General features: G+C 41.3%; 14 protein-coding genes. 8 read left to right on the top strand and 6 right to left on the bottom strand.

The window, feature by feature from the left end:
• Nucleotides 1–18 precede the first annotated feature (18 nt).
• Nucleotides 19–378 (bottom strand): L-rhamnose mutarotase, encoded by a 360-nt coding sequence (locus BCU57_RS06045; protein WP_102440689.1) that lies wholly within the window; start codon nt 376–378, stop codon nt 19–21.
• 257 nt (nt 379–635) lie between these two features.
• On the opposite strand from BCU57_RS06045, the gene BCU57_RS06040 reads away from it, so the two are divergent.
• A complete protein-coding gene (locus BCU57_RS06040) occupies nt 636–2,192 on the top strand; it encodes a sulfatase family protein (protein WP_102440690.1) in 1,557 nt (518 codons plus the stop codon).
• A gap of 103 nt (nt 2,193–2,295) precedes the next feature.
• Here the strand turns inward: BCU57_RS06040 and BCU57_RS06035 are convergent, their stop codons facing one another.
• Entirely contained in the window at nt 2,296–3,213 is a 918-nt protein-coding gene (locus BCU57_RS06035) for a molybdopterin cofactor-binding domain-containing protein (protein ID WP_157936471.1), read from the bottom strand.
• Nucleotides 3,214–3,280: 67 nt separating this feature from the next.
• Between BCU57_RS06035 and BCU57_RS06030 the strand changes: the two genes are divergently transcribed.
• Nucleotides 3,281–4,090 (top strand): tyrosine-type recombinase/integrase, encoded by an 810-nt coding sequence (locus BCU57_RS06030; protein WP_413211409.1) that lies wholly within the window; start codon nt 3,281–3,283, stop codon nt 4,088–4,090.
• 199 nt (nt 4,091–4,289) lie between these two features.
• Here BCU57_RS06030 and BCU57_RS06025 read toward each other — a convergent pair whose 3' ends face one another.
• Together BCU57_RS06025 and BCU57_RS06020 are read right to left on the bottom strand one after the other, a co-directional pair.
• Entirely contained in the window at nt 4,290–5,267 is a 978-nt protein-coding gene (locus BCU57_RS06025) for a transposase (RefSeq protein ID WP_413211408.1), read from the bottom strand.
• A 78-nt stretch (nt 5,268–5,345) separates the two neighbouring features.
• On the bottom strand, nt 5,346–5,546 hold the full coding sequence (locus tag BCU57_RS06020) for an aryl-sulfate sulfotransferase (protein ID WP_102440357.1): 201 nt from the start codon (nt 5,544–5,546) through the stop codon (nt 5,346–5,348).
• A 120-nt stretch (nt 5,547–5,666) separates the two neighbouring features.
• Between BCU57_RS06020 and BCU57_RS06015 the strand changes: the two genes are divergently transcribed.
• The 4 genes from BCU57_RS06015 to BCU57_RS06000 all read left to right on the top strand — a co-directional run bounded on the left by BCU57_RS06015 (nt 5,667) and on the right by BCU57_RS06000 (nt 9,408).
• Nucleotides 5,667–6,155: a GlcG/HbpS family heme-binding protein gene (locus tag BCU57_RS06015; RefSeq protein WP_102440358.1), complete on the top strand. Its 489-nt coding sequence runs from the start codon at nt 5,667–5,669 to the stop codon at nt 6,153–6,155.
• Between the two features lie 25 nt (nt 6,156–6,180).
• Nucleotides 6,181–7,728, top strand: a complete 1,548-nt coding sequence (locus tag BCU57_RS06010; RefSeq protein WP_102440359.1) for a Dabb family protein — start codon at nt 6,181–6,183, stop codon at nt 7,726–7,728.
• A gap of 227 nt (nt 7,729–7,955) precedes the next feature.
• The gene (locus BCU57_RS06005; RefSeq protein WP_102440360.1) at nt 7,956–8,339 is read left to right on the top strand and encodes a BlaI/MecI/CopY family transcriptional regulator; all 384 of its coding nucleotides are present in this window, start codon (nt 7,956–7,958) and stop codon (nt 8,337–8,339) included.
• 1 nt (nt 8,340) lies between these two features.
• Nucleotides 8,341–9,408, top strand: coding sequence for a M56 family metallopeptidase (locus BCU57_RS06000; protein ID WP_102440361.1), 1,068 nt, complete (start codon nt 8,341–8,343; stop codon nt 9,406–9,408).
• Between the two features lie 39 nt (nt 9,409–9,447).
• Here the strand turns inward: BCU57_RS06000 and BCU57_RS05995 are convergent, their stop codons facing one another.
• Both BCU57_RS05995 and BCU57_RS05990 read right to left on the bottom strand, forming a co-directional pair.
• Nucleotides 9,448–10,125: a substrate-binding domain-containing protein gene (locus BCU57_RS05995; RefSeq protein ID WP_413211449.1), complete on the bottom strand. Its 678-nt coding sequence runs from the start codon at nt 10,123–10,125 to the stop codon at nt 9,448–9,450.
• 239 nt (nt 10,126–10,364) lie between these two features.
• Nucleotides 10,365–11,342: a transposase gene (locus BCU57_RS05990; protein ID WP_413211407.1), complete on the bottom strand. Its 978-nt coding sequence runs from the start codon at nt 11,340–11,342 to the stop codon at nt 10,365–10,367.
• Nucleotides 11,343–11,442: 100 nt separating this feature from the next.
• Between BCU57_RS05990 and BCU57_RS05985 the strand changes: the two genes are divergently transcribed.
• Nucleotides 11,443–12,021, top strand: coding sequence for a tyrosine-type recombinase/integrase (locus BCU57_RS05985; RefSeq protein ID WP_413211448.1), 579 nt, complete (start codon nt 11,443–11,445; stop codon nt 12,019–12,021).
• Nucleotides 12,018–13,142: an IS91 family transposase gene (locus BCU57_RS05980; RefSeq protein WP_413211406.1), complete on the top strand. Its 1,125-nt coding sequence runs from the start codon at nt 12,018–12,020 to the stop codon at nt 13,140–13,142. The genes BCU57_RS05985 and BCU57_RS05980 overlap by 4 nt, the downstream gene beginning before the upstream one ends.
• Nucleotides 13,143–13,185: the final 43 nt, after the last annotated feature.

Here is a 13,185-nt window from a genome sequence, read left to right as displayed (position 1 = left end):
TGCTTTAACTGGATTTAATCAGATTAGCGCACTTTTTAAATCATAAATTTTATCCATTTTTACCCACTTCTCACCCGGCGCAGCACTCTTCAGTGGTTGTTGGTATTTCCACATCAGCGCTTCCCACTCATCACTTTTCTGTTTACCTAACGCTGTTAACGGTGGTTTATTGGGGTCAAAACCTATTTTAGTTTCCATAATCATGAATAATCGATTATCTACTCGGTAAATTTCCATGTCTAAAATCCCCAGTTCACGCATATTCTGAGTGATTTGCGGCCAAGCATTTTCAGGCTTATGGTGCGCTATATATTGCTCAATCAAATCTTGATTTTGTTTTAAATCTAACGCTAAGCAATAGCGTAAACGGCCATCCATAACAGTTCCCTTAATTGAATAAATACATTGATAAGCAAAAAACATCAATGTGCATATGAAAATATATTTTAATATGTAAAAATACAGCAACTAGATATAAAAATACAGCCAAAGAGAGAGATAATCATAATCAAAGTATTTTTATCACTAGAACATATCAAGTACAGAAGGAACGAACACGCTATTGAAGAACTGCTGGTTTTGATGCTTGAGGTTCTTTTTAGGTCACGGAAACATTTTGCCAAAGAGAAAATAAAATGAAGACAGATAAGTTTAAAAAGTTGATTCCACTTATTTCTGCCACAACGCTGATATTGACATTCAGTGCATGCACCAAATCAGATAAAGAAATAACGGATAAGCCCAAACCCAACGTAGTCATTTTTTATGTCGATGATTTAGGATACGGCGACATAGGTGTAAACGGGGCTACGGGAGTCAACACTCCCAATATCGATGCTTTAGCACAAGGCGGAATTAATTTTACCGATGCTCACAGCTCTTCAGCTACATGCACACCCTCTAGGTATTCATTATTAACAGGCGAGCATGCCTTTCGTAAAAAGATTAAAGTGTTGAAAGGCGATGCAGCTTTACTGGTTGCTCCTGAACAGCCAACATTACCAAAGCTATTTAAAAAATCTGGTTATGAAACGGCTGTAATAGGTAAATGGCATTTAGGCTTAGGTGATGGTAAACAGCCATTAGATTGGAATAAAGCAATCAAACCAGGGCCGTTAGAAATTGGCTTTGATTATAGCTATTTATTACCCGCTACTGGTGATCGTGTTCCTGCTGTATACCTAGAGAATCATCATGTTGTTAATCTCGATAGCCAAGATCCACTTTCCGTTAGCTACCAAGAAAAAATAGGACAACGACCCACTGGCTATGCCAATCCCTCGTTACGTAGACAACCAGCAGATAAGCAACATAATGACACCATCATTAATGGCATAAGCCGAATTGGCCACATGGCTGGTGGCAAGAGTGCAGAATGGCGCGATGAAGATTTTTATAAGGTGTTTACCAATAAAGCCAACAACTTTATAGCCACCAATAAAGATAAGCCATTTTTCCTATTTTTCTCTTTTCACGATATCCATGTACCACGCTTACCTAACAAAATGTTTAAGGGTAAAAGTACAATGGGCGTTCGAGGTGATGCCATTGTGCAAATGGATTGGATCACTGGTCAAGTAGTGGCTCAGCTAGAAAAATCTGGTGTCATCAATGATACCATCATTATTTTCACCAGCGACAACGGCCCCGTACTCACTGATGGTTACGATGACTTTGCCATTGAAAAATTAGGTAACCATCTGCCCGCAGGCCAATACCGAGGCGGAAAGTACAGCGCATTCGAAGGCGGCACAAGAGTCCCTACCATCCTTCATTACCCCAATAAAGTGAGTACTGGTCGCAGTGACAGTTTAATGAGTCAAATAGATATTTATGCTTCGCTTGCTGCACTATTAAATACTCCATTAGCAGACAATGAAGCCATAGACAGTGAAAACCATCTAGATGCCTGGTTTAATGCAAATGAACAAGGCAGAACGGCATTAATAGAAGAGTCTTACTCCTTGTCACTTAGAGACAAGCAGTGGAAATATATTAAGCCAAGTAAAAATGTCCATAGTTGGATTAAAGAAAATAAAAATATTGAAGGTGGTTTTACTTCAGAGCCTCAGCTTTACTTCTTAAAAGATGACCCACAGGAGAAAAATAACCTTGCTGATACCTATCCCGATCTAGTTAAAAAATATCAACAGCAAATAGACAGAGCGGTTTCAAAAACGGCAAGAGATTAATCAAATACATATTCATATTCATATTCATCCAGTAGAACAACAAATCAGCCACTTATTGTTAAATAGATGGCTGATTTGTACATCACTAACTAGTTTTACCCTATTAAACGCTAAACTGCTTATTTAATGGCAAGTCTCTGATCCGCCTACCTGTTGCAGCGTAAACGGCATTGGTAATGCTAGCCATGACAGGTGGAACGCCAGGCTCTCCAACACCACCAGGTAAACCATCACTCTCTATTATAGTGACCTCAATTTCTGGCGCCTGTGCCATTCGTGTCATAGGATAATCATGAAAATTTGATTGTTGCACTTGGCCATCTTTAATGCTGATGTTATTCATTAACGCAATGCTCATACCAAAAATCATCGCACCTTCCATTTGTGCTTCTACTCGGTCAAGGTTAACAATCTGACCCGCATCGGCTACGCAATACATTTTTTTTACTTGTAGATGATTATTGTGCACTTTCACATGACTAATAACAGCAACATAAGATAAAAAAGACCTATGCACTGCAAGCCCTAATCCTTCACCTTTTGGTACTTCCTTACCCCATCCCGCGCGTTGACAAGCTAACTCAATGACCTCTTTATAACGGTCGGTATTAATTGGGTGATCTTTTGCACTGGCACCATAATTACCATTTTTGAAACCACTACGGTTTAACGCAACATTTTTATTGTCGCCTAATAGCTTGAACCAAAAGTCTTTTGCATCTACCCCCGCAGCGACTGCTAACTCATCAACAAAACTACTTTGTGCAAAACCATGGTGAATATTCGCCACTGAACGTAGCCAACCAATACGTACAAATGCTGGCGCATCAATATGTTCACAACGAATATTTCGAACATCAAACGGTATGTCAGCAAAGCCACCTGCTAATTCAAATTTACCTTGAGATTGTGCTTTTTTCTTTAATGTCGATGCTATAGGCGGAAAACTTGTTCTTGATAACCACGCTTGCACCTGGTTGTTGAACGAAGCCGCTCTGCGGCAGAAAAGATAAAAGCTCACCTTTATTCTCCCATCTTAAATACTTACTAGACCCTGCCTACCTTGGCAGTTATCTAGGAGTATCACTATGAACACTCTCGAGCAACAACGCTTTGATTTTCTTTATGAACAACATCTTACCAACTTAACACTGCAAGGCAAGCGGCCTGCGACCATCGACGCCTACAGCCGCGCCGTTAGGCGTATTAGTGCTTATTTCGACGCTTGTCCTGATAACCTTTCAACTGATGATTTGAAGCGCTACTTTGCCAGTTTGATAGCGTCACACTCATGGAGCACCGTGAAACTCGACCGTAATGGGCTGCAGTTTTTCTATCGACATGTCCTCAACCAACACTGGGAGTGGCTTAATATCGTTAAGCCGCCGCAAGTCCATAGACTGCCCGACATTCTTACGCCCGCAGAAGTTTCAATCGTCATTAGCCTTACCCATAAGCTGCGATATCAAGTGTGTTTTCTCGCCTTATACAGTATGGGGTTGCGCCTCGGTGAAGCCATTTCACTACAGGTTGGCGATATCGATTCACAGATGATGCAGGTGCACATTCGTAACGCTAAAGGTGGTAAGGACAGACTGGTTCCCTTGCCACAACGTACCTTGTTAGCGCTGCGATATTACTGGCAAACTCATCGCCACCCACGGCTGATATTTCCTGGTAAAGATAGCCAGCCTGATTCCTTGATAGATAAAGGCGGCATTCAAAAAGCACTCAAGCGGGTTATTCGTGAGTGTAATATTCACAAATCCATTAGCCCACATAATTTACGCCACAGCTACGCCACTCATTTGTTAGAGCAAGGGTTAGATTTGCGCTCAGTGCAAAGCCTGCTCGGTCACAACAGTCTTAAAAAAACTTATATTGCCACCCATTATTAAAGAGTAACTTAACGACTTTTAGTTGGATTGCGATAACCTTTTATGGCTATTTGCTATTTTAATTCCAATGAATGAACTCGTAAATGGCGTGAATTACTGTTACTACTCGTTGTTGCTCGCTATTTGTCAAAATGCAGGCACGCAAAAACTTGATGACTAATCAGGTAGATGACTGAAAAGGAATGTGAATATTTAATGTTTAAGCACTCAACCAACGTTGACAGTTTGAAGCACCTTGTCGCCGTTTCCGCTCTAGATGCTCACAATATTCTGTTAAGGCAGGCAAAGCCCCTACTGCGCCTTTGAATAAAGCGCCAAACTCAGTGGTGATTTTTAACCAGTTTTCAGCAGGAATATTCAATCTATTGAGAATGTCTTGACTACTCGCGCTTATGGCGCCGCGTTTGTCATCACGAATAATCCGCCCTGTATCTTCAACCAGCACGATGTAATCTTTAACACTAAACATCAGTCCATTAGGCATGTCTAAACGTTCATTTCCTACAAATGGCAGTAACTCTTTTGGTTGCTCACCTTTCATAGCTGAATTTATGCGTCGTTGAATACTGGTGTAATCTGATGTTTCAGGTGTTGTAGCCATCTTGGCGCGGATAGGGTTTAAGTCCACATAGGTCATACACGCAAGTACTGCAGCTTCATCTAATAATGCTTGGGATTTAAAGCGCCCTTCCCAAAATCGACCAGTGCAGTTATCTTCTTTATTGACCATTCGGGCAATAGGTTCACACAGTGAACGCATAAACCAACTGATATCAGTCAAGCGTTGGCGATATTGAATGATACAGTCATTCACTGCCTGTAACTCAAATTCATTGAGTGCTTCACCTTTTACAAACTTATTCGTCAGCAATGTGCCTTTAAAGCCTTTATGCCACTGAATCAGTACCTCTTTATCTGTCCAAAGCTTCGCTTTATCAGCATCGACTTTAAGCACCACATGTAAATGATTGCTCATCACTGCATAAGCACAAATATCAATAGCAAAAATGGTCGCCAATTTAAGAATCCGCGAATCAACCCACTCACGGCGATGCTCATAGTTATCACCCGAGCTTGCATCAAAACCACACAAAAAGGCCTTACGTACCACACGCGAACAACAGTGGTAGTAAGGCGTATCTTCTAAACTCACAAGGGTTTGTCTTGGTCTGGCCATCTTCAAATACTGTTTTAAAGGGGTAGTTAAAGCCTAGTTCAATGTTGAATATTTAGCCAAATAGATTGGGTGGCCATATTAATTAGCCGCAGGATTGCCGACTCGAGAGACGATTCCTTGATTTAACTCGTCATGATTAATAATCCAGTACTCATTGAAATTATGCACACTGACTAATATCTGCTGAGTTTCAGCATTGTAATCAACCGAATTAATATGAGTCCAATCTGAAGAAAACGAACCCCCGAATACATAGCCCCAAATAGCACTAATTCGCATTTCTCATCACCACATTTGTTTATGTATCTCTACATTTGTTGACATACCCTTTTGGTTATTGTTAAATATTTACAAGATTGTTTGCTCCGATTTATTATTAAGAGACTGAAAGAGGGATTTATGAACGTAGTTAGGAAAGTAAAAATAGTTGCCATATCACTGGCATTGGCGTCGTTATCGAATGTATTGAATGCCGAAGAATATAACGACATTAGCCATGATGAAGCCTTAAGTGCCGTGCTCGCAGCAAAGAAGAACGCAGAAGCATCAAATGTACTCGTCAATATCGCTGTGGTGGATTCTGGTGCTAACTTGAAAGCGTTTATCCGTATGGATGAATCTTACTTAGGGAGTATCGATGTCGCTATCAAGAAAGCGAAAACGGCAAGATATTTTAATATTGATACTGGCAAATTAGGCGAGTTAACCCAACCAGGTGGCATTATTTACAACATTGAACACTCTAACGGCGGACTCGTCACTTTTCCTGGTGGCTTACCCATTAAAAATAAAGATGGAAAGATCATTGGTGCTATCGGGGTAAGTGGTGGAACCATTGAGCAAGACCGAGAAATTGCGACAGCTGGCGCTAAATCGATAGCTAATTAATACAACAATAGACATGGTTTATATTATGAAATTTATGAAGAACTACGCCTTAATCTGTGTGGTCATTTTATCAGTAGCAGGCTTGCTTTTATCGAACATGTGTTCTGCACAAGCGACTGATGATCTCACGCTTTACAGGACAGACTTTAAGGGCGTAACAGCTAAAAATACCGTTACAGTAACGAGTTATGAAAAGAACGGTACTCATTACGTCTACGCTGGTGGTTTTGGAAATATCGATGTTTATAGCTTAAACAAAGACGGCAAGCTAACGTCAATTAGTAACCATGAACTTTATAAAAATGAAGGGCCTGCAAGAGGCATGGTTGCTGACAACATTAATGGTTCCGACTTTCTATTTGTTGCAAACAAGCATGGTAACGCGATTGAAACCTTTGAGATTCTAAATAATGGATCCCTTGAGCGAGTTGCTTTAGTTGAAGATACCGATGACACGTACCTTGGCACCGCGATTACTTTGCAGGTCGTCCATATGACCAACGCATCCTACTTATACGTAGGTGGATTAGAAGAAACACCAGGTTTAAGTGGCTTCAAAATTCATAATGATGGCAAGCTAAGTCACGTCCAATCAATTGAAGACAATAGTGAAATATTCACAGACGGCATCATTGGTATGTACACCCATCAAATCGATGGAAAAACCTATTTGTACACAGGTGGTTTTCAAGATAACGGTATAAGCAGTTTTCTAATTAATGAAGATGGTACGTTTGAAAATATTAACAATATTGGCGACAACAGAACTGACAGATTCCTAACAGGTACCTACCCAGTTACGGGCGTTACGCTAGGTGATAACCACTATGTCATTGTTGGTCATAGGCACCACAAATATTACAAGAGAAAAGACTTTATCAAGAACCAAGATTTTTTCTATCACGGTGACGCGGTAAGTATTTTCAAGGTAGATCAACAAGGTGCCTTGGTGCCTCATTCGGTTTTTAAAAGCGATGCTGCGACCAAGCTGCAAGGCCAAACGAGAATTGAAGTTGTTTCGGTAACAAACGACGAAGCGTTGCTAGCAGTGGGTACAAGAGATGACAAAAGCATTCAACTTCTTAAATTGAATAAAGATGGCATCATTAGTCCAAGCAACTATTTAGAAACCGGGTTTAATATTTATTATGGTTTACGTGCACATCAAATCGATGATCAACCGTTTCTTATTGCAGGCTCGTTCAGGTTTGGTTTAAAGCAGCTTGTTGCTTACAAAGTAGCACCTGAACTAGCCGATACCAAAGGTAAGCTTTTAAGACATATCGTCGCGCTTAAGTTTAAAGATGGAACGAGCCAAAAGGCAGTTAATGAGGCTTTATCAAGCTTTGAAAACCTTAAGAATGAAATACCTGAAATTACGACGCTAGAATGGGGAGTCAATGACAGTACTGAAGGTAATACAAAGGGCTTAGACTACATCTTCACCTTAACGTTTGATGACGCACATGGTCGAGAAATCTACCTTTTCCATAAAGCGCATATGGATTTGGTCGGAAAAGTAGGACCACTCTTAGCCGATGCATTAGTCGTAGATTACTGGACCAAAAAGTAACTCGCATAAAAGATGCAGAACGTTAAATGATGACTCTTTAGCTTAATTATAAAGAACGATGTAATGGCTCAATCTATGATTTATAGGTTGGGCTATTTTCGTATAGACACTGATAACATCATTATCAGATATAGCGCTCCTCAATAGGTAAACTCAATCTCTACATTTGTTGACATAGAACCACTCTTATTGTTAAATGTTAGCAAAAGTATAATTAGATAAGCGTAATGAAACTTAGCGATTTTGAATTAGAAGTAATGCAACATTTCTGGGATGCGGATCCGAGATCTGCACCAGAGATCCATGAATTAGTTCAAGTAAACCGCACAGCCGCATATGGCACAGTTAAAACCATTATTGACCGGTTAGAAGCTAAGGGCGCGCTGCTGCGCTTTAAACAGGTTGGTAGAACAATACTGTACCAACCTGCTATTGAAAAAAGCACTGTATCGCAAAAACTAGTACCAGATCTCATTAGGTATTTGTTTAAAGGAAACCCCAAGAATCTCATCACCCAATTGTTAGTAGATGAAGAATTGGAAACAGATGATATTGAACATATTAAACAATTACTTTCTCAAATAGAGTCTGAGAAAAAGAAAAGAGATTAATATGGCCAGTTATTTAATTACTAATATCGTAATATTTTTGAGCTGTTTTTTTACCGTTGCCATATTAGTAAATGCACCAGCTAGGCTGAAATTCTATTTATATATGATTTCGCTTACGAGTTGGTTTGTGCCTTGGTCTGCTTTGTATAGCCTGTTTAAAAGCGCATTAACGAATGTCGACATTGAAAACAGCAGGCTATTAACGATAGAAGTGTATAGTTTAGATTATGTGTTAATCACGTTTGAATATTACATACAAAAGCTGACGTCTCTTACTTTTAGTGACGCTCTTGTTGCTACCGCTTTGATTACAATTGTTGGCGCGTTGTGGTTCTTATTAGATGTTGTCCAGTCTCGCCGTTTTCACCAATCACGAATTGTTAATTCTAAGACCATTGATAGTGACGTAAATGTTGTTTACAACAACCCTAAAAATGTTGAAATTCGTGTAGGTGACTTTTCTTCTCCAGGTGCTATTACCGGCTTTTTTAAACCAAAAATTTGGATAGATAGTGCGATAACCTGCCCTGATAAGCTGAAGTTAGTGTTATTGCATGAACTTCAACACATACAACAAAATGACCATCTATGGATGTGGTGGCTTGCCGCCGTGCAGCGTATATTTTGGTGGAATCCCATTGTTCAATATTGTATCCGACAATGTAAGCTTGAATTAGAACTAAGCTGCGATGAACAGTGTGATCTTGAATTACCCGACCGAAGTTATGTCATTGGTTTAGCAGGTATTTTAATTAACCATGCGAAAACTCAAAATGATCACCGGCTAACGTTATTAAATATAAAACACAGTAGAAAATTGAATGTACAACGAATTCAAAGGCTAATGGTTAGCTGCCGTCTTAAGTCATGGCATCGGGTGACTTGTATGATGGGAGGACTATTGTGTATCACTTCGGTTTTTTCTATCGCGATTGCCACACCGTTATGTGTGTCAACTTTCGATCAGTCACAAAACTACGCCTTGAAACTGACAGCTGAAAAAAATCACAAAGATAACTGCCCAGACAATAAACGCTTGTTATCCGCTTCGGCACTCACAAATAAATAAACCATTTGTGAGTGACCAATACAACTCATCTAAATACGACTAACCAGCAGCCCAATTCTTGTTGTCTTCATTCGGGGCTTTCACACTGTCTCTATCGATTAAAGCGTAGTCCAAAATATAACGAGAATGAGTCTTCTTGAGTTTCGAATACGCCAAGGGTGGCTCAATCAAAATAGTAATCGCTTTTTCGGTAATTGCCGCAAGAGGCTGTCTTACAGTGGTAAGTTTAGGGTAAACCAATCGCGCAATGAGTGAGTCATCAAACCCGGTAACAGATAGCTGCTCGGGCACGTCGATGCCTCTTCGCTGAGCAACGGCAATAACACCTGCAGCCATATCATCATTTGAAGCCACAATAGCTGTCGGTTTATCTTTAAGAGCTAACATGATCTCTGCAGCGGCCAAACCCGAATCATAGGTATAGTCACCATCAAGGATGATTGCCGAGTCCAAGTCAATTTGAGCGGATCTAAGTGCGTCCATATAGCCTTTAAAACGCAGCTGACTGCTCTTTTGCTGAGAATCACCACGTACAAAACCAATTCGTTTATGGCCCAACTCAATGAGCGATGTGGTCATTTCAAATGTCGCACAGTATTCATTAATGCCGATATAAGGTGCGCGTTCTAACTCTTTATCCGGTGCAACTCGAACATAGGGCGTTTCTGATTTATCTAAGAAATCCAACACTTGAGGAGAATCGGCCAATGGAGTCAGTAAGATGATGCCGCGAACTTATATTGCCACCCATTATTAAAGAGTAACTTAACGACTTTTAGTTGGATTGCGATAACCTTTTATGGCTATTTGCTATTTTAATTCCAATGAATGAACTCGTAAATGGCGTGAATTACTGTTACTACTCGTTGTTGCTCGCTATTTGTCAAAATGCAGGCACGCAAAAACTTGATGACTAATCAGGTAGATGACTGAAAAGGAATGTGAATATTTAATGTTTAAGCACTCAACCAACGTTGACAGTTTGAAGCACCTTGTCGCCGTTTCCGCTCTAGATGCTCACAATATTCTGTTAAGGCAGGCAAAGCCCCTACTGCGCCTTTGAATAAAGCGCCAAACTCAGTGGTGATTTTTAACCAGTTTTCAGCAGGAATATTCAATCTATTGAGAATGTCTTGACTACTCGCGCTTATGGCGCCGCGTTTGTCATCACGAATAATCCGCCCTGTATCTTCAACCAGCACGATGTAATCTTTAACGTTAAACATTAGTCCATTAGGCATATCCAAACGTTCATTGCCCACAAAAGGCAGTAACGCCGAGGGTTGTTCACCTTGCATAGCTGAGTTGATTCGGCGCTGAATGCTGGTGTAATCGGAGCTATCAGGGGTTGCAGCCATTTGCGCGCGAATTGGATTCAAATCAACATAGCCCATACAAGCGAGAACTGCTGCGTCATCAAGTAATGCTTGAGATTTAAAGCGCCCTTCCCAAAATCGACCAGTGCAGTTATCTTCTTTATTGACCATTCGGGCAATAGGTTCACACAGTGAACGCATAAACCAACTGATATCAGTCAAGCGTTGGCGATATTGAATGATACAGTCATTCACTGCCTGTAACTCAAATTCATTGAGTGCTTCACCTTTTACAAACTTATTCGTCAGCAATGTGCCTTTAAAGCCTTTATGCCACTGAATCAGTACCTCTTTATCTGTCCAAAGCTTCGCTTTATCAGCATCGACTTTAAGCACCACATGTAAATGATTGCTCATCACTGCATAAGCACAAATATCAATAGCAAAAATGGTCGCCAATTTAAGAATCCGCGAATCAACCCACTCACGGCGATGCTCATAGTTATCACCCGAGCTTGCATCAAAACCACACAAAAAGGCCTTACGTACCACACGCGAACAACAGTGGTAGTAAGGCGTATCTTCTAAACTCACAAGGGTTTGTCTTGGTCTGGCCATCTTCAAATACTGTTTTAAAGGGGTAGTTAAAGCCTAGTTCAATGTTGAATATTTAGCCAAATAGATTGGGTGGCCATATTAATTCCAGCAAGTCCATAGACTGCCTGATATACTCACGCCCGCAGAAGTTTCTATTGTTATTAGCCTTACTCATAAGCTTCGATATCAAGTGTGCTTTCTCACCTTATACAGTATGGGGTTGCGCCTCGGTGAAGCTATTTCACTGCAGGTTGGTGATATCGATTCACAGATGATGCAGGTGCACATTCGTAACGCTAAAGGCGGTAAAGACAGACTAGTTCCCTTGCCACAACGTACCTTGTTAGCGCTGCGATATTACTGGCAAACTCATCGCCACCCACGGCTGATTTTTCCTGGTAAAGATAGCAAACCTGATTCATTGATAGATAAAGGCGGCATTCAGAAGGCGCTAAAACGGGTTATCCGTGAGTGCAATATTCATAAGTCCATCAGCCCACATAACCTGCGCCACAGCTACGCCACTCATTTGTTAGGACAAGGGTTAGATTTGCGCTCAGTGCAAAGCCTGCTCGGCCACAACAGCCTTAATACCACCGCCCGATATACCCGCCTTACCACCATCACGCGAAAAAACACTGCCCTGTCCGTTAACCAACTGACTGATAATTTGGTGCTCAAGTGGGAGTGTAACCTATGAAGTTCATTGAACTTTTACGCGACCACCTCGATGCCTTTAATCAGGCTTATGATGGTCAAATAACATCATCCATGCGCCAAGCTATTTTCGCCATGCTTAATTGTCGCAGCAATACTGAGCGAACCAGCCAGTGGGCATGCCGCAGCTGCACTCATACTGCTGATTTCCCGCTGTCATGTGGTCATCGCAGTTGCCCTCAATGCCAGCACAACGCCACGACAGAGTGGCTCAACAAACAGCAAGCTAAACTCCTGCCCGTGGAGTATTACATGGTGACGTTTACCTTGCCTTATGAGTTGCGAGTAACGGCTAAACATCAATCCGAGTTAATGTATCAAGCCATGTTCTCGGTGGCCGCCAGCGTGCTAAAAGACTTTGCTAAAAACTCAAAGCAACTCGGTGGTGATATTGGATTTACGGGCGTGCTGCATACCCATAACCGAAGGCGTGACTACCATCCTCATATCCACTTCATCATTCCGGCAGGCAGCTTTAATAAGCACAAAAAACAGTGGAAAAAGAACAAGGGTAAATACCTGTTCAACGCCTTTAACCCGGCCAAAGTGTGGCGAGCAAGACTGCTGGCGCAACTGGCAAAACTGAGTCTAAAACTCCCTAGCTCAATACCCCAAAAGTGGGTGGTAGACTGCCAACATGTGGGTAAAGGACTGCCAGCGTTAAAGTACCTGTCGCGATACCTTTATCGCGGCGTGTTACCCGATAAAAATATCGTCAGTAACATCGACGGACAAATTAGTTTTGCCTATCTTGAAAATCATGGGCAAAATAGCCAAACCAACACCACTGAAATACGTACATTACCTACTGTCGAATTTCTATGGTTGGTACTGCAACATGTACTGCCGAAAGGCTTACGGCGAGTCAGAGATTTTGGATTACTCAGAGGAGGTTCAGCCAGGCTGCGGCAACGAATACGCTTGATGCTAGCCGTTGCTGGCACCGTGTTTGCGCCGCTCGAAAACACCACTAAAACTCAAGCCATACGACCTTGCCCTTGTTGCCGACAACCGATGATATTTATGGGGGTGCATAGGAATAAGCATGCACGACTGACAAGCTTTCTTAGGCAAAAACCAACCACACCTAACGCCACTGTTTAAGCGGAAGGATTAAAAATTAACACTTAAGATGCGGAACAAGAAA

The sequence above is a fragment of the Shewanella sp. 10N.286.48.B5 genome (genome assembly GCF_002874355.2).
In the GTDB taxonomy this organism is placed as follows: domain Bacteria; phylum Pseudomonadota; class Gammaproteobacteria; order Enterobacterales; family Shewanellaceae; genus Shewanella.
The sequence above is the reverse complement of the archived record's forward strand: the minus strand, read 5'-3'. Positions and strand labels throughout refer to the sequence as shown.